The sequence below is a fragment of the Thermodesulfobacterium geofontis OPF15 genome, from assembly GCF_000215975.1.
Taxonomy (GTDB): Bacteria; Desulfobacterota; Thermodesulfobacteria; order Thermodesulfobacteriales; family Thermodesulfobacteriaceae; genus Thermodesulfobacterium; species Thermodesulfobacterium geofontis.
Genome location: NC_015682.1, coordinates 397,942 through 421,016 on the forward strand (window position 1 = coordinate 397,942; position 23,075 = coordinate 421,016).

Sequence of the window (23,075 nt, forward strand, 5' to 3'; positions counted from 1 at the left end):
TTATATGACGTCAACCAAGCTTTGGATTAATAAGGTCCCTAATCAAGAACTCTTTCAAGAATTTGTTACTCAAGGCTTCTTTACTCCTCTTTTAGCAAAGATTCTTATTAATAAAGGATTTTCAGATATAAAATCTGCCTATTCTTTTCTTTATCCTCAACTTTCTGACTTTTCCAATCCTTTTATAATTCCTGATATGAAGCTTGCAGTTGAAAGGATCTTTAAAGCTATTAAAGCTAAAGAAAAAATAGTTATTTACGGAGATTCTGATGCAGATGGGATTATAGGAACTTTCATCCTTTATGATTTTCTTAAAAATTTTACTCCCTATGTAGATTGGTTAATTCCAAGTAAAACTGAAGAAGGATACGGATTTCATGCTAAATTCCTACCCTATTTTAAAGCTAAGGGTATAAGTTTAATTATAACTGTTGATGTGGGAATATCTGCTTATCACACAGTAAATTCAGCTAAAGCTTTAAACATAGATGTAATTGTAACTGATCATCATGAAATAATCTCTAAACCAGAAACTATTACTATAAGTGGTAAACTTACACAGCCTTCTTCTCCTCTTTATTATTTATGCGGTGCTGGAGTTGTTTTTGCCTTAATAAGAGCTTTAAGATCTTATCTTTTGTCTCAAGGATTCTTTGTAGATAAAGAACCACCTTTTTTAAGAAAATATTTGGAACTTGTTTCCCTTGCAACTTTAGCAGATATGGTACCTTTAATTGGAGAAAATCGTCTTATTACTTTTTTTGGATTTAGAGACCTTTTAAATCCTTATTTCCCCTGTACAAAAATTTTACTTGAAAGAGAAAATCTAAAATATGGTTTATCTGAAGAGGATCTCTATTATAAAATCATTCCTAAATTCAATTCTGCTGGAAGGCTTGGCAAACCTGAGATAGTTTTCGAATTCCTTTCATCAGTAGATAAGGTTTCTGCAGAAAAAACCCTTTCTCAAATCGAAAACTTAAATCAAGAAAGACAAACTCTGGAAGAAGAAATTCTAAAAACTCTTAATTTCCAGCTTAATAATGTTTGTGAAGATTCTAAATTTTTATTTTTAACTTTTGAAAACATTCCCAAAGGTTTACTTGGGCTCATTGCTAATAGATTTAAAAATTTATATAATTTGCCCACCATAGTTATTTCTCAAGAAGATGAAATAGCTCATGGTTCAATACGCTCACCCTCTGAAATAAATTTTCTAAAAATTTTATCTCAATGTGAAGATCTTTTAATCCAATTTGGTGGACATAAATATGCTTTAGGTTTCAAAATACACAAAAATCTTATTCCTGAATTTAAAATACGCCTTGAAAAAATTTTAAAATCTAATCATATCCCCTCTTCTTCTAATTTAATTTATATTGATGCTGAGACAAATTTATCAGAGCTTTTATATAGGGAAAATCTTTTTGCCTTTGAAGCATTTCATCCTTATGGAGAAGGACATTCACCTCCTGCTCTTCTTCTTAAAAATTTTGAAATAAAAGAAATAAAAATTTTAAAGGAAAAACATTCAAAACTCATTTTGCAAAAAGAGGATAAAGAACTTTCTGCCATATTTTTTAATAAGCTTTTAGAAAAGAAAGAAATAAATTTAATTGTAGGAACTCCTTTTATAAATAGTTTTACGGGAAATTTGGAGTTAAAAATAGAAGATGTTAAATGATTCTATAAGAAAGGAAAAGGAAGATTTGGAAGAAAAGCTTCTTTCTCCTTTTGCTGCGAAAGCTAAATATTCAAAAGGAAGACTTCGTCCTGAAGAGGAATGTGAAATTAGAACTTGTTTTGAAAGGGATAGAGATCGAATTATCCATTCCAAAGCATTTAGAAGACTTAAACACAAAACCCAAGTTTTTTTAGCTCCTAAAGGAGATCATTATAGAACAAGGCTTACTCATACTTTAGAGGTTTCTCAAATCGCAAGAACTATTGCAAAAGCTTTAAAATTAAATGAGGATTTAACTGAAGCTATAGCTCTTGGACATGACCTTGGGCACACACCTTTTGGGCATGCAGGAGAAGAAGTATTAAATGAACTTTTGCCAGAAGGATTTAGACACAATGAACAAAGTTTAAGAGTAGTTGATCTTTTAGAAAAAGATGGGAAAGGACTTAATTTAACTTTAGAAGTTAGAGACGGAATTTTAAATCATTCAAAGGGTAAAGGACCAATTCTTTTTGAAAAAGAAAGACCTCTTACCTTAGAAGCTGAAGTAGTTAGAATCTCTGATATCATTGCTTATGTTAATCATGATGTAGATGATGCTATAAGAGCTGGTTTAATAACTATCGATGACCTTCCTTCCTTAGTTAAAAAAAAATTAGGACTTTCTCATTCTGAAAGAATAAATAATTTAGTAAAAAATGTAATTTTAACTACTAAATCTGCTAATAAAAATGCTATTTTAATGGATGAAAAATGTTTAGAAGCCCTTACTCTTTTAAGAGATTTTCTTTTTGAGAAGATATATTTTTCTCCTGTAGTAAGGAAAGAATTTGAAAAGGCAAAGAAAATTTTGTCTTCACTTTTTGAATTTTATTATAAAAATTTTGAAAAAATAGAGTATTTTCAAAAGGCAAGCCAGATTTTTACTAATGCTTCAAAAGAAAGAATTATCGCAGATTACATTTCAGGAATGACTGATAGGTTTGCACTTTATCAGTATTTTGAATTTTTTATTCCTAAACCTGTTGGGATAAACTTTGAAATTGGGAGTTTTCTCTATGAAATTTAAAAAAATAGGCTGGTTTACTACAGGAGGAGATTCTGCAGCTATAGATCTTTTAAAAATTGTATATTCAGAAATAAAATCTGGTTTTTTACCCTTAAAAATAGCTTATGTTTTTATAAGTAAGGAGCCTGGAGAAGGTTTTTTTTCAGATAAGTTAATACAAATTGCAAAAGAAGAGATGGGCCTTAACGTTATTTCCTTTTCTGCTTTAAAATTTGAACCTGAATTAAGGAAAAAAGATAAGGAAACCTGGAGAGAAATTTATCATGAAGAAATTTTAAAAAGGCTTGATGAAGATATCGATTTTGGTGTTCTTGCAGGTTATATGTGGATTACATCTTCAAAATTTTGTAATTCTCTAAAACTTATTAATCTTCATCCTGCTCTTCCCGGAGGTCCAAAAGGTTCTTGGCAAGAGGTTATGTGGCAACTTATTAGCGCAAGAGCTGCAGAAACTGGAGCAATGATGCATCTTGTTACTCCTGAGCTTGATGAAGGTCCACCTATTAGTTATTTTAGATTTTCCTTAAGAACTCCTGAATTTATACCACTCTGGGAAGAAACAGAAAAGAAACTTCTAAAATATCACCTAACTGGTCTTAAAAAACTTGAAGGAGAAGAAAATAAACTTTTTAAAAAAATAAGAGAAGAGGAAGTAAAAAGGGAATTGCCTTTAATTGTTTACACCTTAAAATATTTGGGAGAAGATAAAATAGTTTTCGGAAGCGATGATCTACCCTTAGATTTAACAAGGGAAATAGAAAATTATATAAAGACAGGAGGCTATCATGAATAGATTTTTTCTTTTATTTTTATTACCCTTTATATTATTTGGTTGTATAGCAAGCCAAGATGAAATTCAAACCCTTAAAATAAAAGTTATCAATCTTGAAACTACCCTAAATAAACAAAGTCAAAAATCTGAAGAATTAGAAAAAAAATTGGATGAATTAAATAAAAAGATAATTTCTTTAGAAAACAAATTGTCTAAGGATTTGATGGTAGAAATGAAAACCCAAGTTCTTTCTGAATTAGATGAAATTAAAAAGGAACAAGCTCAATTGTCCTCTCAAATAGAAGAAATTAAATTTTCACAAGAGGAGAGTGAAAAAAACTTTAAAACTCAATTAGAAAATTTAGCTACCCAAACCCAAGCTTTAGAATTAAAAATAAAAGAGTTAGAAAAAAAATTAGAGGTAGCTCCAAAGGAACTTCCTAAGGAAACACCTCCTCCTTCCAATGCTACTTTAATCTATACTGAGAATGCTACAAAAACTTCAGCTATAAAACCTGAAGAGAAACGCGAAGAGAAACCTGAGGAAAAACCTTTAAATGAAGCTCAACTTTATGAAAAGGCTTATTCTTATTATCAAAAAGGTGATCTTAAAAATGCTAAAAAGTTCTTTGAAGAATATATTAAAAATTTCCCCAAAGGAAAGTGGATAGGGCAAGCTTACTTCTGGATTGGAGAGATTTATTTTAAAGAAAAAAACTATGAAGAAGCTATTTTAAACTATCAAAAATTAATTGAACTTCCGGGATTGCATCCTTTAAAACCAAGTGCTATGCTTAAACAAGCCCAAGCTTTTAAAGCACTTGGTGATATAGAGGCTTATAAAATCCTTTTGAAAAAATTAATTAATCAATATCCTCAGAGTAAAGAAGCTGAGGTAGCTAAAAAATTGTTGAAATAACTTTATTTTTCTTTTATCCTGTAAGGATTTATAGTTACTACTGGAATAGGTGAATATTTTACTATTCCCTCTGCTACGCTTCCAAAAATGATTTTATCCAAACCTTTTTTCCCGTGGGTCCCCATTACAATAAGGTCTGCTTTATTTTCTTTAGCAACTTCTATTATTTTTTCTACTATCTTTCCTTTTACGATAATTGGTTTTACATTTGGGAAATCAGAAAAATGTTTATTTAAAAGGCTTTGCATGTATTCTCTTGCTCCTTCAAAAAGTGTCTTTTCTAACTCCTGTAAGGTTTTAGCATCTATAGACATATCTCCAAATGTGAATATTTCTTCTATCACGTTAATAAGAATTATCTGAGCACCTAATTTTTTTGCTAACGCTTTCCCCCATTCTACAATAATCGGGGTTGCTTCAGAAAAATCAACAGGAATAGCTATGGTTTTAATCTCTATCATTTGTATCTCCTACAATTTTTAATTTTACTGCACATTAATCTTATCCAAGCTCTGATGTTGAGTTCTTCTTTTAAATATTCTATTTTTAATAAACTTTTATTTTCAAGTCAAGTTAAATTTTATTAAAATTTACTTTTATATTGATTTTTTTAAATTTTCGTCTAATTTTAATAAGCAAATGAAAGCACTTCTTATTATAGATATGTTAAATGATTTTATTAAACCTGATGGAGCCTTATATTGTGGTAAAAAAGCTGAAGAAATCATTCCAGAAATAGAAAGACTTAAAAAGGAATTTAAAGAAAAAGGTTATCCAATAATTTATTTGTGTGATGCCCACGATCAAAATGATGAAGAATTTTCTGCTTTTACACCACACTGTATAAAAGGCACTAAAGGCGCCCAAGTAGTTGATGAACTTTCTCCAGCAGGAGATGATCTTGTAATTTATAAAACCCGTTTTTCGGGATTTTATAGGACTAATCTTGAAGCTGTTTTAAGAAGTCTTGGTGTAAAAGAATTATACTTAACTGGGGTTTGTACAAGTATTTGTGTAATGGATACAGCTGCTGATGCTTTTTATAGAGGATTTAAAATTAAAATACCAGTTAAAGCTGTTGCTGATTTTGATGAAGAATTTCATAATTTCGCTCTTAAACGTTTAGAAAAAGTTTATAAAGCTGAATTAATTTATTAGTCTCATGCTCTTTAATACATCAATAGGGCTTTTCTTAGATCTCTATGAACTAACCATGGCTCAGGTTTATTTTGAAAAAAATCTTTTTGGGAAAGCAACTTTTTCCCTTTCTATAAGAAATCGTCCCAAGAATAGACCCTTTTTTCTTTTTGCAGGGTTAGATCCTTTTTTAAAACTTCTTAAAAATTTTAAATTTAATGAATCTGATCTTGAATATTTAGAAAGCCTAAAAATTTTTAAACCCTTCTTTCTTGATTATCTTAAGAATTTTTCTTTTAAAGGTTCTATAAGATGTTTACCTGAGGGGACTATCTTTTTTGAAAATGAACCTATATGCGAAGTTGAAAGTGATCTTATCTCTGCTCAAATTATAGAAACTCTTATAATAAATACTTTACATATAGAAACTCTTATAGCAACTAAAGCTCTTCTTTGCGTAAAATCTGCTAAAGGCATTCCTATATTTGATTTTTCTGCCAGAAGAACTCATGGAATTGATAGTAGTCTTCATGTGGCAAGAGCTTCTTATATAGCTGGTTTTTCCGGAACAAGTAATGTTCTTGCAGGAAAATTGTGGAATATACCAGTTGTAGGAACTATGGCTCATTCTTTTGTTGAAGTTTTTCCTTCAGAAGAAGAGGCTTTTAAGGCTTTTTCTGAAACATACCCTGATAGAGCTATCCTTCTTATTGATACTTATGATACTATTGGTGCTGCCCAAAAGATTGTAAAATTAAAAAACTTCTTTGAAGAAAACAAAATATCCTTAAAAGGGGTAAGAATCGACAGTGGAGACCTTGCAGAATTTTCTAAAAAAGTGAGGAAAATATTAGATAAAGGTAACTTAAAAGAGGTTCAAATCTTTTTAAGCGGAAGTTTGGATGAAAAAGAAATCAAAAAACTTTTAAAAGCAAAGGTCCCAGTTTCTGGATTTGGGGTAGGAACAAGAATGGGGGTTTCTGAGGATGCTCCCTACTTTGAAATGGGCTATAAATTAGTAGAGTATGAAGGTAAACCTTGTTTTAAACTTTCTCCAAAAAAAGAACTTTTACCAGGATCTAAAAACCTTTATAGAATTTGGGATGAAAAAGATCAGTTTCTTTTTGATTTAATCACACTCAAAAATGAACCTGTAGATCTCTCTTCTTATCCAAAAAGTACAAATCTCTTAAAGCTGGTATATGAAGAGGATAAAATCCTTTATCAAGAATCTTTAGAAGATATAAGAGCAAGAGTAAAAGAGGAATTAAAAAGAAAATATAAAAGGCATATTAAAATTTCTAAAACTATAAAGGAGCTTTACAGAGATTTAAAAAGAAAATTTTTATATTCTAAATAGCATCATATGTTTTTTTCCTCTTGACAATCCTTAAAATATTAAATATTATTTATTATAGCTCTTGGGGGATCGTCTAATTGGCAGGACAGTGGACTCTGGATCCACGAGTGGAGGTTCGAGTCCTCCTCCCCCAGCCATTTAAATTTAAAAAAATCTATTCTATAGCTCATATTATTTCTATATGTCTAAATTTTTAACTTCTTTTATTTTTGCCTTTGTCTTTTTCTTTACATATTTTATTTTTTTCTCCTTAGGGGGCTTTTCTATGGAAAATAGGAACCAAACTTTAGAGCTTTTAGTCTCTAAAGTGAAAGAAAAGAAACTTCAAAATGGGCTTACAGTTCTTTTTTACCCTTATAAAAGAGAAGATGTAGTTACTGTAAAACTTTGTGTCAAAGTAGGAAGTGCCTATGAAAAGGAATCTGAAGCTGGAATAACCCATCTAATTGAACATATGATTTTTAAAGGAACCGAAACCAAAAAACCAGAAGATATTGTAGGAGTTATTGAAGCTTTAGGTGGTTATATGAATGCCTTTACTTCTTATGATTATACCTGTTATTATGTAGCTGGTCCTTCTACAGTTGCTGAAAAAGCATTGGATATTCTTTCAGATGTAGTTTTTCATCCCTATTTTGATCCATTAGAATTAGAAAGAGAAAAAGAAGTTGTTATAGAAGAAATGAAAATGCGGCTTGATAACCCCTTTGTCGTTCTCTTTGAGAATTTAATGAAAGCTTCTTATAAAAAATATCCCTACAGAAGACCGATAATTGGTTATGAAAATACAGTAAAATCTTTTAAAAGGGAAGATCTTTTAAATTTTCTCAATCATTTTTATACTCCTAAAAATATGATCCTTATTGTGGTAGGAAATTTAGAAGAAAATAAACTTTTTTCTCTTATTAACAAGTATTTTTCTTTTTTACCAAAAAGAAAACTTAAAAAAGTTATTTTTCCGAAAGAGACTTATACTGAAGAACCTTCTCTTATATGGATAGAAAGACCTGTCAAGGAAGGCTATTTTGCTTTTACTTTGCCTGGAGCCTCTTTTAGGGATGAAGATGCACCTTATTTAGATTTGCTTTCAGAAATTCTTGGCGGTGGAGAATCTTCAAGATTATATAAAAGACTAAAAAGGGATTTAAATTTAGTAAAAACTATTTCTGCTTCTTCTTACACTCCTTACGGACCTGGGCTTTTTGAAATATATGGAACTGCTGATCCTCAAAATTTTAAAGAAATTATTAAAGAGACTCTTTTAGAACTTGAAAAAATTAAACTTTTGGGTGTTAGTAGTGAAGAATTAAATAAAGCAAAAACTCAAATTCTTTCTGATTTTGTCTTTTCATCAGAAACTTCGGAAGGACTTTCAAGTACCTTAGGTAGTTTTCAACTTGTCCGTGGCTCTTATAAAGATATTCTTTGGTATCAGAAAAAAATAGAAACCGCAACAATCGAAGATTTGATAAGGGTTTCAAAAAAATATTTTAATCCTCAAAAATTGGTTGTTTCTTTTCTTTCAGAAAAAAAGCTTTTTGATAATACTGAACTTAAAAAAATAATTTCAACCTTTGGACATAACATTCAATTACCTGAAATATTTACTTTAAACAATAATTTAAAAGTAATTTTGTATCCTCAAAATGATATCCCTTCAGTAGGGGTGACCCTTGCTTTCCCAGGTGGTTTAAGATTTGAAACTAAAGAGACTAATGGAGTTTTTCAAGCACTTTCTCTTTTATGGACGAGAGGAACTAAAAATTATACAGCTGAAGAGCTTGCAGAAAAACTTGAATCTATTGGAACAACTATTAAGGGTTTTACAGGAAGAAACACTTTTGGATTAAAAATGCTCTCTTTATCTTCAAAATTAGATGAATCTTTAGAATATTTTAAAGAGATACTTATTTATCCTTCCTTTGAAGAAAAAGAATGTGAGAAAGCTAAACCTGAATTATATTCCCTATTATTAAGACAGCAAGATCAACCTATATCCTTAGCAGTGAATGAATTTTTGAAAGTCCTTTTCCCAGATCATCCTTATGGTTTGAATTCTGCGGGAAGTTTAGAATTTTATCAAAAATTTACTTGTGAAGATTTAAAAACTATTTATAAAAAGTTTGTAAGACCTGAAAGGGGTGTTTTAGTAATTACAGGAAATTTTGAACTAACCTCTGTTAAAGAAAAAATTAAAAATCTTTTTAACGATTGGAAATCTGAAACCCAAGAAACTATTCTGGAAGAACCAGAACCAATCTTCCCTAAAAATCTTTTTACTCGTATAGAAAAAGAAACTTTCCAAACTCAAATTTTGCTTGGATTTCAAACTCCGGGATTAAATGCTAAAGAAAAGGTCGCTTTAGAAATATTAAATAGTGCCCTTTCAGGGCAAAACGGAAGACTTTTTAGAATACTTAGAGATGAAAAATCTTTAGCCTATTCAGTAACCTCCTTTTTAATTTTCTATCCTAAAAAATCTGCTTTTGTTTTATATATAGGTTGTTCTCCTAAAAAGGAAAAATCTGCTATTACAGGTTTTTGGGAAATTTTAGAAGAAATTAAAACCCATGGTCTTTTACCTGAAGAAATAGAAAGGGCAAAAAATAGATTAATAGGTAGTTTGAAATTGGAATTACAAAGCAATCTATCTATATCTGAAGAAATGGCAATAAATGAAGTTTTAGGGTTGGGATGGAATTATAGTCTTCTCTATGAAAATTTAGTAAAATCTGTTACCGATGAAGATATTAAAAACTTAATTGAAACTTTTTTTAAAAGGGAAAATGCTGTATTATTTATCTTAGGAAAAAATGAAAATAGAAACCATAAGTAACTCTGAAGAAGACACCATTAATTTTGGAAAAAAATTAGGATTTCTTCTTAAACCTGGAGACTTAATTCTCCTTTATGGAGATTTAGGTTCTGGAAAAACTACTTTTGTAAAGGGCTTAGCTGAAAGCTTAGAAGTTAATCAAGATTTTTATATAACCAGTCCCTCATTTTCCCTTATAAATGTTTATGAAGGAAAATATACTATTTATCATGTAGATCTTTATAGACTTGATACTTTAGAAGTTGAGGATTTAGGTCTTTGGGAATACTTAAATGAGGGCATAGTAATTATTGAATGGGCTGATAGATTAAAAACACCTCTTAAAGACGATTATATAGAGATTTTTTTTGAATTTTTAGATTATTCAAAAAGAAAAATCACTTTTGTTGGTTATGGAGAATGGCAAGAGCTCCTAAAAGGCTTGGATTGGGATGAAGAATCACATTAAGAGAAAATTTATCTAAAAGTCCTTTTAATTTTTCATTTTTAAAATAACCCCTTAAAAGTACCTCTTTAAATTCTTGCTCTTCTAAAAACTCTTTTAAGGCTTGAATGACTCCTCCTGTTATATAAATTCCTCCTTCTGGTAAGCTGTAAAGTGCAAGTTGGGAAATCTTTCTTCCTAAAAGCTCAAAAAATTTTTTAATTACTTTTAATGCCTTTGGATCTTTTTTTCTTGCAAGTTCTGTAACTTTTTCAGGAGGAAGAACTTCATTAAAATAGTATTCATACCAATAACTAATAGCTTTTCCTGAAAGCGCCTTCTCCCAACTTAATTCTTCTTCTTTATTTTCTAAAAATTTTAAATATTTAAACTCTTCTTCATTTAAAGGAGAAAAAAATATATGCCCTCCTTCTGTAGGAAGTATCGTTAAAGGTTTTTCTTTTACCAGAATAGCTTCTCCTAATCCTGTTCCAGGAGCAATAAATGCCTTTGGCTCCTTTTTTAAAGTTTTTTTACCTTTTATATTTAAAATTTCACTTTTTTTTAAAAGCAATATACTTGCAGATAAAGCTTGTAAATCATTTAACAGAATAACTTCTTTAAACCCAAAAAATTTTTTTAATTTATACTTTGAAACCTCCCAATTTAGATTTGTTAAATAGGCTCGATCCTTAATAACAGGACCTGCTAAAGCAAATACTGCTACATTTGGAATTTTTTTTAAATCTAAATCTGAAAAATAACTTCCAACTACTTCATAAATATTTCTAAAATTTTTACTTTTATAAATTTTTAGATTTATAAAATTTTTACTTTTTTTTCTAACTAAAGCTAATCTTGAGTTTGTTCCCCCTATATCTGCAATTAAAATCATTAAATTATTTTTTTGGTTGTTTTATCGTAGCATAATGCTCATCAAAAAGTTTAATTATCTTTTGAGTAATATCTATTTCAGGAGAAGCATAATAGATACCTGGTTGATTTTTTTCTAAAATAAGATCGTATTTTTCTGTACTAACAAACTTGTCTATAACCTTTTCTAATTCTTTAAAAACTGGATCTAACATCTTTTTTTCATATTCTTTCATTTCATATTGTGCATCTTCTTGCATACTTTTAAGTTCTCTAAGTAATTTTTGATATTCTGATTGTTTCTTTTCTTTTACTTCTTGAGACCAAAGGGAGCTTTTTTTCTCTATTTCATCTTTTAAAGCTTGTAATTCTTCTGCCTTTTTTTGTATCTTAGCTGATAACTCATCATATTTTTGCTGTAACTGAGCCATTACTTCTTGACCATATTTTGAAGTATTAATTACTTTTTTAATATCTATAACCCCTATTTTAAAAGTATTAACACTTTGAGCATATCCATATTTTATCATCCCCAAAAAAATAATCATAATCAAAAATGCTCTTATATGAATTTTATCCATTTTTTATAACCCCCTCACGATTTTATTTTATAATTACAAAATCAACCCTTCTATTTATTGCCCAACATTTTTCATTGCTTTCTTTACAAAGTGGTTTTTCTTCACCAAAACTTACAGTACTAATTCTATTTTCTTCTATCCCAAGTTTTACAAGAACTTTTTTAACTTCTAAAGCTCTTTTTGCTCCTAATGCCATATTATATTCGTTTGTCCCTCTTTCATCACAATTTCCTTGAAGTTCAATTTTTACTTCAGGATGATTTAAAAGATATTTAACATTTTCTTTTAATCTATCCCACATATCCTCTCTAATAGAGTATTCATCAAAATCAAAAAATATAGCTAAAAGCGGTGCAGAACCTCTTCCATAAAGTTTCCAATATTCTTTATCTTCTTTTTGAGAAGGAATTTCTTCAGGTTTAAAAACTTCTTCAGTTGCTTTAGAAATCTCCTCTTTTTCTTTAACAGCTTTTTCTACTTTTTCAGGTTTTTTAACTTCCTCTTTTGGTTTTTCTACAACAGGTGGTGGAATTTCAACCACAGGTGGAACTTCTTTTTTTGCACAGCTAAATAAAAAAACACAAATTATACTTAAATATAAAATTTTTTTCATAAAGCCTCCTAACTATATCCTGCTATATCTAACTCTAAAAGAAAATCTCCTAATAAATATTCAAGTTCCTTTCTAATATATACACAAATCTTATAAAGTAAAGTTAATTCATATGAAATAGTTTGAGTTAGTAAAGCATATTCTTCTGGAGAAAAAAGTCTTAAAAGTCTATTACAAAAAAATTCTCTACATAAATAAGGTCTTGCAAAAATTTTACAACCCCTTGGACCAACAAAAAAACATCTTCCAGGAACTTCTCTCTCTTGAGGAATGAGTGTTTTAAAAAACATATTAATTAGTAATATATTGATAGTTACTTCATTTTCTAATCCTATCTTACAACAACCTTTATTTTCTTCTACAGAACATCTATAGCATTCTTTAAAGGAACCTAAATTTTCCATTAATTCATTTGATTTAAGTATAGCAATTTTATAATCCTCTAAAAGATTAATAAACTTTTCATCTCCTAAAAAATATTCTCCCCAGTCTTTAAAAAGATTTTCTGCAATTCTTATTTTTTCTAAAATAAGCGCTGTAGGATCAGGATCTATAACTCTTAAATACTTTAAATTTTTTAACATAAATTTTTAATAAATTAGTTGTGTATAGTAAGTAAAGTAAAATTAAACAAAATACTCATAAACAAAAAATCGCCTTATTTTAAAGGTTTAAAAGTTTTATTAAAAATTCTGAAATAATATATTAAAAATCAGATTTAAAATTTTAAAAGTTTTCTACATAAAATTCTACATAGTTTTTAATATTTTAAAATTTTTAAGAATCCATAGAGCATGATAGGTACTTTCTAAAAAGGAGACTCCTTGTGAATTCCTCCCAAATCCTCCATCAGAATTCCAACAAGACAAAATAAAATCTTTTAATTTAGTTAAATTTTTTGGTTTTAAATTAGAATGATAAAGAATGTAGCAGGCATAATAAGTAGAATCCATATAAGAGGTAGTATCTTTAAGGATCCCAAATCCTCCATCAGGATTTTGAGCTTCTAAGATAACATTTATAAATTCTGAAGGGAAATTATTTCTAAGAATTTTGTAAAGATAATAATAAGCTTCAAGGGATTTTAAATTAAAAGATGAGAAATTATTCGAAACAAAATTCTTTATTGATAAAGTAGAGTCATTTTCATTTAGTATTTCAAATATTTCCATAATAAAACATAATTTTTCAAGATTATTTGAACTTTTAGTTAAGTTTTTTCTTAAATTGTTTTTATAAATATTTATAGTTTGTGGAGAAAGAGAATTAAGAAGGTTTAAATACTTTAATAATTTAGAAAATTTAGCTAAGGGTTTAAGGGAAAGTTCTAAAGGATTTTGATGGAGAAGAAAATTTTTAAGCTTTTCTTTGTTTTTGTTTAAAGAGAACTCACATAAATAAAGGATTTTTACAGCATAATAAGTATCTTCTATAGTTGGAGGAAGTAAGTGTGTTGCTCCAAAGCCTCCTTCATCTTTTTCTTTTTTTAAAACAAAATCTATTACTTTATTTAGATCAATTTCAGAGAGCATTATTTAATCAGGTAATATAGCTGAAACAAAGGAATTTTTATCAAAAGGAATAAGATCTTCTGGTTTTTCTCCCAAACCTATAAATCTTATTGGTAAATTATATTTATGGGATACAGCTATAGCTATTCCTCCTTTTGCAGTTCCATCCATTTTAGTAATAATTACACTATGAATAGGTATTGCAGAAGAAAAGTGTTGAGCTTGACTTAAAGCATTTTGTCCTGTAGTTGCATCAAGAACCAAAATATTTTCTTGAGATTCTTGAGGAACAAGTTTATTTATAACTTTTACCATTTTCTTTAGTTCCTCAATAAGATTATATTTAGTGTGGAGTCTTCCTGCAGTATCAATAAGGACTACATCTATTTTATTTTTTTGTGCATAGCTAATTCCTTGATAAATTACAGCTCCAGGGTCAGCTCCTTCTTGAAGAGCACAAACAGGTGCCTCTATTCTTTCTCCCCAAGTTTTTAATTGATCTATAGCAGCAGCTCTAAAGGTATCTGCAGCAACTAATAAAACTGAATAACCATTATTTTTCAATATTTTCCCCAATTTAGCAATAGTAGTAGTTTTACCAACACCATTAACCCCTAAAAAAAAGAGAACAGAAGGGTTTCCAGGTGGAGGGAAGGGCTTATTTGTATCTTTGAGAAAAGAAATTAATTGCTCTTTTAAGAAGGATTTTAACTCTTTAACAGTAAGTGTTTCTCCTTGAAGAATTTTTGTTTTAATAGGATCGAGTAAGGCTAAGGTTGTTTCAACTCCTACATCTGCTAAAATGAGAGTTTCTTCTAATTCTTCTATAGTTTTAAGATCAACGATTTTGTCAATTTCAAAGATTTCTGAAAATTTTTCAGATAAAAATTTTTTAGTCTTAGAAAGTCCTGATTTAAACTTATCTAAAAGGTTTTCTTTTTTAAAGAAATTGAACACTTTTTAAGAACCTGATAAAAATACGGAGGAGGAGGGATTCGAACCCCCGGAGGGAGAGCGAGCTCCCTCAACGGCTTTCAAGGCCGCCCCCTTCGTCCACTCGGGCACTCCTCCGAATATAAAATATACTACAAAACTTAACAAATGTAAAGATTAAAGCTATTATCGTAAAAAATAAAAAACTTGACTTTATAAAAGTGGTTCGATAAAATTCTTAAAAAATTAAAAATTAAAATCGGGAGATTGAAATGAAAAAAATAAAAAATTTAAAATCCTTAGGAATGTTAATTTTATTAGGGTTTTTATTTGGGATAATAGGCTTTTTAAATAAAGGTATTACTCAGGAAACTAAAACTGAAAGGTCCTTTTATGAATCAAGTTTACACTATTATGCTCACGGGATGGCCTATTGGTATAGTAAAGAAAATGGAGGTTTAGAAACCCTTACAGGGATACCCTATGATAACCTTGCCTGTAATCAATGTCATGCAAAAACCTGTGATAGATGTCATAAAGTAGAGATGGACGGGAAATTAGCTTATTCAGTTAAAAAAGCAAAATCTACGGAAAATTGCCTTAGTTGCCATGGAAGACATAAAACAATGTTAAGTATATTAAAAAGTGAAGAAGTTAAAGATGTACACTTTTCAAAAGGAATGGAATGTATGAATTGTCATACTCAAAAAGACATTCATGGAGATGGCAAAAGATATATATCTATGAGAGAAAAAGGAGCAATGGATATAAAATGTGAAAATTGTCATCCAGAAAGACCTGAAACAATCTCTCATAAAATTCATAAAGACAAACTTGACTGTACAGCCTGCCATGTTCGTCAGGTTATAACCTGTGCAAGTTGTCATATGGATACATTTATAAAAACAGGTAAAAGAGTTTCTATACCTCTTAAGAATTGGGTTTTCCTTATAAATTACGATGGAAAGGTTGTCTCTGGGAATATTCAAACCTTTGTAGTTAACAAAAATAAAACCTTTATAATCTTTGCTCCCTATTATAGTCATGATGCAGTTAAACAAGGAAGAAAATGTGAAGAATGCCATGCAACAGATATAGTAAAAAAAGTTAATACTGGAGAAATAGAAATTACTTGGATTGAAAATGGGAACCTAACTAATTTAAAAGGTGTTATTCCTATAGTAGAAGGTGTTGAATATAAAAATGCCTATATGGAATATGTAGATGGAAAATGGATTCCTTTAAAGGATCCAGAAAAGCCTTTATCTCAATTTGTAGTTTTTGGGAAGCCACTAACAAAAGATCAATTAAAAAAATTAATGCTTCCCTTTAAAAGTGAAAAGTAGAACTTACTTTTAAATTGATTTTCTTTCAACTTTATAAACCCTAAATCCGGTATTATTATATAAAAAATATGAAGAGGCATTTTAATATAAGAGTTAATGGTATTGTCCAAGGAGTAGGTTTTCGTCCATTTATTTATCGTCTTGCTCTTGAAAATAATATAAAGGGTTATGTTTTAAATGATACAGAAGGGGTTACTATAGAGGCAGAAGGAGAAGAAAAAGAATTAGAAAAATTTATAAAAGCAATTAGAGAAAACTTTCCTCCACTTGCTATTGTTCAAGAAATAAAAATAGAAGAAAAAGAAGTAAATAATTTTAAAAGTTTTTGGATAGAAAAAAGCAGAAAAACAGAAAAAAAGATAACCTTTATTCCTCCAGATACAAATATATGTAAAGATTGTTTGAAAGAGTTTTTTGATCCCCAAAATAGACGCTATCATTATCCATTTATAGTTTGCACTCATTGTGGACCAAGATTTAGTATAGTTAAAGATATTCCCTATGATAGGCACAATACTTCTATGGCCGAATTTCCTATGTGTGAAGACTGTAAGAAAGAATATGAAGACCCCCTTGATAGAAGATTTCATACACAACCTACAGCTTGTCCAGTGTGTGGTCCAAAGCTCTTTTTATATAAAAATGACAAAACTCTTATTTCTGAAAATATAAATGAGATAGTAGAAAAAGTTTATCAATATTTAAAAGAGGGGCATATTGTTGCTATAAAAGGAGTTGGCGGATATCATTTAGCGTGTGATGCAACAAAAGATGAACCTGTTTTAAAGTTAAGAGAAAGAAAAAGAAGACCCTTTAAACCTTTTGCTTTAATGGCAGGCTCTATAGAAAAAGTAGAAGAATTTTTATATTTATCTCCGAAAGAAAAAGAGATTCTTCTTTCAAAAGAAAGACCTATATTAATTTTAAAAGAAAAAAAATCTATAATTAGTAAATACGTAGCTCCTTATCTTTCTTATATTGGCATAATGCTTCCTTATACACCCTTTCAATATCTCCTTTTTTCTTTGGATAGGGATTTAATTCTTGTAATGACAAGTGGGAATTTATCCGAAGAACCTATTTGTTTTAAAGATAATGAAGCCTTTGAACGTCTTTCTCATATTGCAGATTATTTTGTAACTTATAACCGAGAAATAATTGCTCACAGTGATGATAGTGTAATGTTTGTTATTAAGGAAAAACCCTTTTTTATAAGAAGATCCAAGGGGTTTGTTCCAGCTCCAATTCTTCTTAAAAAAACTTTTCCAGTTCATCTTTTTGCTTCAGGGGGAGACTTAAAAAATTCTTTTGCCATTGCTAAAGATAAAGTGGTTATCTTGAGCCAGTATTTAGGAGATTTAGAATCACCTATTACCCAGAGGGTTTATCAATCCACTGTAGAACACTTTTTAAAAGTTTTTGATGTTAATCCAGAAGTATATATATCTGACATGCACCCTCATTATTTTACTACAGCAATAACAGATAAACTTGCAGGAGGGAAACCAAGAATTAAGGTTCAGCATCACCATGCTCATATTGTAGCTGTTATGGCTGAGTATGAAATTGAAGAGCCAGTAATTGGAGTTTCCTTTGATGGAACAGGATTTGGGACAGATCATAAAATTTGGGGAAGTGAGTTTTTAATTGCAGATAGAAAAGAATTTAAAAGAATGGGGCATTTTTCTTATTTTATGCTTCCTGGAGGAGAAAAAGCTATAAAAGAAGTTTGGCGTATAGGACTTTCCCTTCTTTATCAAGCAGAACTTTCTATAGATTATTTACCCTTTAAAGAAGGCAAACCTTTGAATATTATTTTGCAAATGTTAGAAAAAAAGCTCAATTGTCCTTTTGCTTGTAGCATAGGAAGAATTTTTGACGGTGTTTCAGCTCTTTTAGGTATTTGTGAAACTATTAGTACAGAAGCAGAGGCAGCACAAAAACTTGAAGAGAAAGCATTAAAAACAGAAAAATTTCATAAAATAGAATTAGAAATTGAAGAAAGAGAAAACCAAATTATTGTTTCAACAGAAGATCTTATAAGAAAAATTATAGAATTAAAAGAAAAAAAAATACCTATTCCAGAAATAGCTCTTTCTTTTCATTGGGCAATCATAGAGGCAAGCTTTAAAGTTGTAGAAAGAATAAAAGAAAAAAGTGGTATTAAAAAAGTAATTTTAAATGGCGGGGCCTTTCAAAATAGAATCCTTTTAAAAGGTCTCTGGGAAAAACTTGAAAAAGCAGGTTTTGAAGTGTTTTTACCTCAAAAAACCCCTTTAAATGATGGTGGAATAGCTTTAGGACAAATAATCATAGGTAGAGAAAATCTATCCTTTTGATATGCTCTGGTTCATTTTAACCTTTTTCCTTATCTATTCTCTTATGCATTTTTATATATTTTATACAAAAATTAGTCCCCTTATTTCAGAAAAAAAATTAAAAAAAATTCTCTTTGTAGTAATACTAATTTTAATTTCCTCTCCAATCTTTTTGAGGTATGCTGATAAATATGCCTCTTCACAAGTTTCTTATTTAGTTGCTCTATTTGTTTTATTTTGGATGGGGATTTTAATTTATTTAGTCTTTTTTAGTTTAATTTGGGATGCTTTTAAGTGGTTTATTAAAAAAATTTTTAATTGTCATTTTTCCAAAAATAAAGAAATTTTCTTTTTATTTTTTCTTTCTTTAGGTTTTTCAATTTATAGCTATTTGGAAACTAAAAATTTAGAACTAATTCATATTAAAATTAGGAGCTGTAAATTACCAAAAAGTGTTAAGAAAATTAAAATTCTTCAAATATCAGATTTGCATTTAGGGCCCTTGATGGGCATGGATAAAATAAATTTAGTAAAAGAAGTATGGGAAAAAGAAAAACCAGACTTAGTGGTTTCTACAGGAGATCTTGTGGATGGAAATATGAGGAAAAAGGATGAATTTGCTGAAAAGCTTAAAGAATTAAAAGCGCCCTTAGGTAAATATGCAATTTTAGGTAACCATGAATATTATAGAGGATGGAAACAGGCTATAGATTTTACCCAAAAAGCAGGCTTTAGATTATTGAAAGATGAATTTATAGATGTGGAAAATATTTTATATATAGTGGGGATGGATGATAAGACCTGTAAATATTTTAATGCCTGTGATTCTAATTTTGATGAAGTAAGCTTTTTAAGAGAAATTCCTAAAGACAAATTTATTTTACTTTTAAAGCATCAACCAGAGATTAAAAAAGAAGCTATTGGACTTTTTGATATTATGCTTTCTGGACATACTCATGGTGGGCTTTATAAACCCTTAGGTGCTATTATTATGAAAAAAATATATGAAACAGATAGAGGATTAAAATATCTTGGGAAGGGTTCTTATCTTTTTGTTTCAAAAGGAGTAGGAACAGGAGGGCCACCAATGAGATTTTTGACTCCTCCAGATGTAGGTATAATAGAACTTATAAATTGTAAAAATTATGAAAATAAGGTAGAATAGAAACTTATGAAAATTGGAAAGTTTCTTTGCAAGAAAAAAATCTTTTTTGGAATTTTTAAAGAGGATAAAATTTTAGAAATAAAAAATCCCTTTAACTTAGAAAAACTCACTGGAAAGGAATATAAATTAGAGGAGGTAAAAATTCTTTCCCCTTGTCTACCTTCAAAAATTATAGCTGTTGGGCTTAATTATAGAGACCATGCAAAAGAACTTAACATGAAAATACCAGAGGAGCCTATTATTTTTTTAAAGCCTCCCACTGCAGTTATAGGACCTGAAGAGAATATAATATTGCCTCCTGAAAGTAAAGAAGTACACTACGAAGGAGAATTAGCAGTAGTTATAGGGAAAACTATTTATCGACCTAAAAATTTTAAAGACATAGAATCTGCTATATTAGGCTATACATGTTTTAATGATGTTACAGCAAGAGATTTACAAAGAAAAGATGGACAGTGGACAAGAAGTAAAAGTTTTAATACTTTTGCACCTTTAGGTCCATTTATTGAAACTGAAATTGATCCAAGTAACTTGAAAATAGAAACTAAGGTTAATGGAGAAATAAGACAAAGTAGTTCAACTAAAGAATTGATTTTTAATGTTTTTGAACTTGTAAAATTCGTTTCCAATATAATGACTCTTTTTCCGGGAGATGTTATAGCAACAGGAACCCCACCAGGAGTAGGAATATTAAAAGAAGGAGACGTAGTTGAAATTTTTATTGAGAAAATAGGAGTTTTAAGAAATGGGGTTAAAAGAAATGAATATTAAAGAAGATAAATTTTTGCCAAGGTTAATAGCTTTTGAAGTAACAAGAACTTGTAATCTCGATTGTATTCATTGTAGAGCTGCAGCATCAAAAGGACCTTATGAAGGGGAACTTACAACTGAAGAAATATTTAGAATACTTGAAGAAATAAGAGAAGTTTCCCAACCTATAATAATATTAACAGGAGGAGAACCCCTTTTAAGAGAAGATATTTTTGATATAGCAAAAAAATGTATAGAACTGAAATTAAAGCCAGTTTTAGCAACAAATGGGACCCTTATTACTGAAAAGATAGCTCAAAAAATTAAAAACTCCAAGATAGCAAGGGTGAGTATAAGTCTTGATGGGGCAACCAAAGAAACTCATGATAATTTTAGAAAAATGCCAGGTGCTTTTGAAGGGGCTATAAGAGGTATAGAAATATTAAAAAAACAGGGTATTCCCTTTCAAATTAATACCACTATCACAGGGATAAATGTTGAAGAACTTCCTAAAATTCATGAACTGGTGATTAATTTAGGTGCGATTGCCCATCATATTTTTGTTCTTGTTCCTGTAGGAAGAGGAAAAGAGATAAGTAAAGAAAGCATAACCCCAGAAAAATATGAAGAAATTCTTACCTGGTTTTATGGAAGAAGAGAAAAATCCCATCTTCAGCTAAAAGCTACCTGTGCTCCCACTTATTATAGAATTTTAAGAGAAAAAGCAAAGGCAGAAGGGAAAAAAGTTACCTTTGAAACCTTTGGGCTTGATGCTATAACAAGAGGGTGTCTTGCTGGTACAGGATTTTGTTTTATTTCCCATATTGGTATAGTTCAACCTTGCGGGTATTTAGAAATATCTTGCGGAGATTTAAGGAAACAAACTTTTAAAGAAGTTTGGGAAAGTTCAGAGATATTTAATAATTTAAGAGATTTTACAAAATATAAAGGAAAATGCGGAAAATGTGAATATATAAGAATTTGTGGTGGTTGTAGAGCAAGGGCTTATGAAGCAACTGGAGACTATTTGGAAGAAGAGCCACTCTGTCTTTATGAACCAATAAGATCAAAAATAATCTTTGCCAATTGAGCTTTTGGTAGATTTTCAAATTCAAGTACTTCCTTAGGAGTAAAAATTATATAATCACTTTGATCTTTACCTGCAGAACTTAAAGGGTTAGCAATTAAAATATCAAAAAATTTTTCCTTTTTCTTTGCTTTTCCATAATTTAAAAGCTTTTCTTTTTCCTCTAAAGCAAAACCTATGGTAAATTGCCATTCAGATTTGTAAGAATTCAATGTTTTAGCAATATCCTCTGTAAGTTCTAACTCTATAGTTAATTCTTCCTTTTTCTTAAGTTTTCCTTTAAAAGGTGCTTTTGGTCTAAAATCACATGGAGCTCCTGCAAAAATAGAAATTTCACATTGAGGGAAAAGGGATTTAGCAGTTTCAAACATCTCTCTTGTGGTTTTTACAAAATAAATGTTAGGAAAGGGAATATTGGAAAAATAATTTAACTTAGGGAGTACATAAGGAAAAGCATCTAATCCCCATATAAGATGAACTTCAGCCCCTCTATAATAAGCCTCTTTAGCAAGAAAGAAGGCTGTTTTTCCAGAAGAGGCATTAGTAATAAATCTAACCTCATCTATGTATTCTCTTGTTGGTCCTCCTGTTATTAAAACTCTTTTTCCTAAGAGATTTTTTTCTGTAAAATGAGCCTTAATTACTTCTAAAATTTCTTCAACTTCAGGAAGTCTTCCTTTACCAAATTCTCCGCAGGCAAGAGTTCCTTCAGCTGGCTCATAAATAAGGTATCCGTATTTCCTTAATTTCTCAACATTTTCTTTAGTTGCAGGATGTTCCCACATAGAAGCATTCATAGAAGGAAAAATATAAACAGGGGCTTTGGTTGAGAGTAAAATAGCAAGTAATAGTTCACTTGCTGATCCAACTGCTAATTTAGAAATAAAAGAAGCAGTTGCTGGGATAATTAAAATTAAATCAGGATATTTACTAAGTTCAATATGAAGAATGCTTCCTTCAGATTTAAAAAAATCTTCATTAGTATAAGTTTTATTTTCACTTAAAGAAGAGAAAAGTAAGGGATTTATAAACTTTTCTGCTCCAGTGGTTAAAACAACTTTTACCTCCGCTTCTTCTTTTTTAAGACCCCTTATCAATTCACAAACTTTATAAAGCGCTATACCTCCACAAACACCTATAAGTATTTTTTTTTCTTTTAAGATTCCTGAAAAAGACATAAGGCACTTTTAAATCTTTATTTGAGATAGCATTACCACAATTCTTAATTCAGTATAATACCATCCTTCAGAAATACTTATAAAAGCTGTTCCTTCAGGTCTTTTGTAAGCTAAAAAGGTAATTTTTGAGGAAAAAGACCCTATTTCTTCCCACCCTTGATTCACCATTTGGACCTTATAAAATTCTACCAGGGATTTAGGACTATAATTTCCTCTAAAAACAAGCATTCCTGTAAGAACATTACCTGTGCGCAAAAGAGCACTTTTTTCTGATTGATAATCTAAATCTTTTAATACAGGAATAAAAGGAACTGGGAAATAGGTTAAATCTTTTTTTTCTTGCGATTTAACTTCTTCTGCCTGAGGAGTTACTACTTCAACTTTTGGTTTTTCTTGAGCAAAAGCAAATGAAATAATTAAAAAATTAATAAATAAAATAATTAAAAAATTTTTCATATCTTTACCCCCTTATAAAAAGTTTGAATCCATTATTCAATGTAAAGAAAACCTACTAAAAGT

General features: G+C 29.6%; 22 protein-coding genes and 2 tRNA genes. 14 read left to right on the top strand and 10 right to left on the bottom strand.

Annotated features, from left to right (window positions below; genetic code table 11):
* Nucleotides 1–4 precede the first annotated feature (4 nt).
* The 4 genes from recJ to TOPB45_RS08495 are packed head-to-tail and all read left to right on the top strand — an operon-like array spanning nucleotide 5 to nucleotide 4,444.
* Nucleotides 5–1,684, top strand: a complete 1,680-nt coding sequence (gene recJ, locus TOPB45_RS02090) for a single-stranded-DNA-specific exonuclease RecJ (RefSeq protein WP_013909206.1) — start codon at nucleotides 5–7, stop codon at nucleotides 1,682–1,684.
* Nucleotides 1,674–2,753: a deoxyguanosinetriphosphate triphosphohydrolase gene (locus TOPB45_RS02095; RefSeq protein ID WP_013909207.1), complete on the top strand. Its 1,080-nt coding sequence runs from the start codon at nucleotides 1,674–1,676 to the stop codon at nucleotides 2,751–2,753. Before recJ ends, TOPB45_RS02095 begins: the two co-directional genes overlap by 11 nt.
* On the top strand, nucleotides 2,743–3,546 hold the full coding sequence (locus tag TOPB45_RS02100) for a formyltransferase family protein (RefSeq protein ID WP_013909208.1): 804 nt from the start codon (nucleotides 2,743–2,745) through the stop codon (nucleotides 3,544–3,546). Before TOPB45_RS02095 ends, TOPB45_RS02100 begins: the two co-directional genes overlap by 11 nt.
* Nucleotides 3,539–4,444, top strand: a complete 906-nt coding sequence (locus tag TOPB45_RS08495; protein WP_013909209.1) for a tetratricopeptide repeat protein — start codon at nucleotides 3,539–3,541, stop codon at nucleotides 4,442–4,444. Before TOPB45_RS02100 ends, TOPB45_RS08495 begins: the two co-directional genes overlap by 8 nt.
* Nucleotides 4,445–4,446: 2 nt before the next feature.
* On the opposite strand, the gene TOPB45_RS02110 is transcribed toward TOPB45_RS08495, so the two are convergent.
* Nucleotides 4,447–4,905 carry a universal stress protein gene (locus TOPB45_RS02110; protein ID WP_013909210.1) on the bottom strand — a complete coding sequence of 153 codons (459 nt, stop codon included), beginning with the start codon at nucleotides 4,903–4,905 and terminating at the stop codon, nucleotides 4,447–4,449.
* A 178-nt stretch (nucleotides 4,906–5,083) separates the two neighbouring features.
* Here TOPB45_RS02110 and TOPB45_RS02115 point away from each other — a divergent pair, with 178 nt between their 5' ends.
* The 5 genes from TOPB45_RS02115 (at nucleotide 5,084) to tsaE (ending at nucleotide 10,225) form a co-directional block, all read left to right on the top strand.
* Nucleotides 5,084–5,602 carry a cysteine hydrolase family protein gene (locus tag TOPB45_RS02115; RefSeq protein ID WP_013909211.1) on the top strand — a complete coding sequence of 173 codons (519 nt, stop codon included), beginning with the start codon at nucleotides 5,084–5,086 and terminating at the stop codon, nucleotides 5,600–5,602.
* Between the two features lie 4 nt (nucleotides 5,603–5,606).
* Nucleotides 5,607–6,941, top strand: coding sequence for a nicotinate phosphoribosyltransferase (locus TOPB45_RS02120; RefSeq protein WP_013909212.1), 1,335 nt, complete (start codon nucleotides 5,607–5,609; stop codon nucleotides 6,939–6,941).
* A 62-nt stretch (nucleotides 6,942–7,003) separates the two neighbouring features.
* Nucleotides 7,004–7,078 (top strand) — tRNA-Gln (locus tag TOPB45_RS02125).
* A 128-nt stretch (nucleotides 7,079–7,206) separates the two neighbouring features.
* Nucleotides 7,207–9,777, top strand: coding sequence for a M16 family metallopeptidase (locus TOPB45_RS02130; RefSeq protein WP_013909213.1), 2,571 nt, complete (start codon nucleotides 7,207–7,209; stop codon nucleotides 9,775–9,777).
* Nucleotides 9,755–10,225 carry a tRNA (adenosine(37)-N6)-threonylcarbamoyltransferase complex ATPase subunit type 1 TsaE gene (gene tsaE, locus TOPB45_RS02135; protein ID WP_013909214.1) on the top strand — a complete coding sequence of 157 codons (471 nt, stop codon included), beginning with the start codon at nucleotides 9,755–9,757 and terminating at the stop codon, nucleotides 10,223–10,225. Before TOPB45_RS02130 ends, tsaE begins: the two co-directional genes overlap by 23 nt.
* Here the strand turns inward: tsaE and TOPB45_RS02140 are convergent.
* The 7 genes from TOPB45_RS02140 to TOPB45_RS02170 all read right to left on the bottom strand — a co-directional run bounded on the left by TOPB45_RS02140 (nucleotide 10,155) and on the right by TOPB45_RS02170 (nucleotide 14,850).
* The gene (locus TOPB45_RS02140; protein ID WP_013909215.1) at nucleotides 10,155–11,096 is read right to left on the bottom strand and encodes a glucokinase; all 942 of its coding nucleotides are present in this window, start codon (nucleotides 11,094–11,096) and stop codon (nucleotides 10,155–10,157) included. The genes tsaE and TOPB45_RS02140 overlap by 71 nt on opposite strands.
* Before the next feature lie 4 nt (nucleotides 11,097–11,100).
* Nucleotides 11,101–11,655, bottom strand: a complete 555-nt coding sequence (locus TOPB45_RS02145) for an OmpH family outer membrane protein (RefSeq protein WP_013909216.1) — start codon at nucleotides 11,653–11,655, stop codon at nucleotides 11,101–11,103.
* Nucleotides 11,656–11,677: 22 nt separating this feature from the next.
* Complete coding sequence (pal, locus tag TOPB45_RS08925) at nucleotides 11,678–12,268, bottom strand: peptidoglycan-associated lipoprotein Pal (RefSeq protein WP_013909217.1); 591 nt, start codon at nucleotides 12,266–12,268, stop codon at nucleotides 11,678–11,680.
* A gap of 8 nt (nucleotides 12,269–12,276) precedes the next feature.
* Nucleotides 12,277–12,852 carry a hypothetical protein gene (locus tag TOPB45_RS02155; RefSeq protein WP_013909218.1) on the bottom strand — a complete coding sequence of 192 codons (576 nt, stop codon included), beginning with the start codon at nucleotides 12,850–12,852 and terminating at the stop codon, nucleotides 12,277–12,279.
* A gap of 165 nt (nucleotides 12,853–13,017) precedes the next feature.
* Entirely contained in the window at nucleotides 13,018–13,800 is a 783-nt protein-coding gene (locus TOPB45_RS02160) for a prenyltransferase/squalene oxidase repeat-containing protein (RefSeq protein ID WP_013909219.1), read from the bottom strand.
* A 3-nt stretch (nucleotides 13,801–13,803) separates the two neighbouring features.
* Nucleotides 13,804–14,736: a signal recognition particle-docking protein FtsY gene (gene ftsY / locus TOPB45_RS02165; protein ID WP_013909220.1), complete on the bottom strand. Its 933-nt coding sequence runs from the start codon at nucleotides 14,734–14,736 to the stop codon at nucleotides 13,804–13,806.
* Nucleotides 14,737–14,759: 23 nt separating this feature from the next.
* Nucleotides 14,760–14,850: transfer RNA gene (locus TOPB45_RS02170), tRNA-Ser, on the bottom strand.
* Between the two features lie 134 nt (nucleotides 14,851–14,984).
* Between TOPB45_RS02170 and TOPB45_RS02175 the strand changes: the two genes are divergently transcribed.
* The 5 genes from TOPB45_RS02175 (at nucleotide 14,985) to ahbD (ending at nucleotide 21,381) form a co-directional block, all read left to right on the top strand.
* Entirely contained in the window at nucleotides 14,985–16,058 is a 1,074-nt protein-coding gene (locus TOPB45_RS02175) for a cytochrome c3 family protein (RefSeq protein WP_013909221.1), read from the top strand.
* Between the two features lie 68 nt (nucleotides 16,059–16,126).
* Entirely contained in the window at nucleotides 16,127–18,397 is a 2,271-nt protein-coding gene (gene hypF, locus TOPB45_RS02180; protein WP_013909222.1) for a carbamoyltransferase HypF, read from the top strand.
* Between the two features lies 1 nt (nucleotide 18,398).
* The gene (locus tag TOPB45_RS02185; RefSeq protein ID WP_013909223.1) at nucleotides 18,399–19,541 is read left to right on the top strand and encodes a metallophosphoesterase; all 1,143 of its coding nucleotides are present in this window, start codon (nucleotides 18,399–18,401) and stop codon (nucleotides 19,539–19,541) included.
* Between the two features lie 6 nt (nucleotides 19,542–19,547).
* Nucleotides 19,548–20,312, top strand: coding sequence for a fumarylacetoacetate hydrolase family protein (locus TOPB45_RS02190; protein ID WP_013909224.1), 765 nt, complete (start codon nucleotides 19,548–19,550; stop codon nucleotides 20,310–20,312).
* Complete coding sequence (ahbD, locus tag TOPB45_RS02195; protein WP_013909225.1) at nucleotides 20,287–21,381, top strand: heme b synthase; 1,095 nt, start codon at nucleotides 20,287–20,289, stop codon at nucleotides 21,379–21,381. Before TOPB45_RS02190 ends, ahbD begins: the two co-directional genes overlap by 26 nt.
* Here ahbD and coaBC read toward each other — a convergent pair.
* A complete protein-coding gene (gene coaBC, locus TOPB45_RS02200) occupies nucleotides 21,342–22,556 on the bottom strand; it encodes a bifunctional phosphopantothenoylcysteine decarboxylase/phosphopantothenate--cysteine ligase CoaBC (protein WP_013909226.1) in 1,215 nt (404 codons plus the stop codon). The two genes, ahbD and coaBC, sit on opposite strands and share 40 nt — an antisense overlap.
* A gap of 9 nt (nucleotides 22,557–22,565) precedes the next feature.
* Nucleotides 22,566–23,012, bottom strand: coding sequence for a hypothetical protein (locus TOPB45_RS02205; protein ID WP_013909227.1), 447 nt, complete (start codon nucleotides 23,010–23,012; stop codon nucleotides 22,566–22,568).
* Nucleotides 23,013–23,075: the final 63 nt, after the last annotated feature.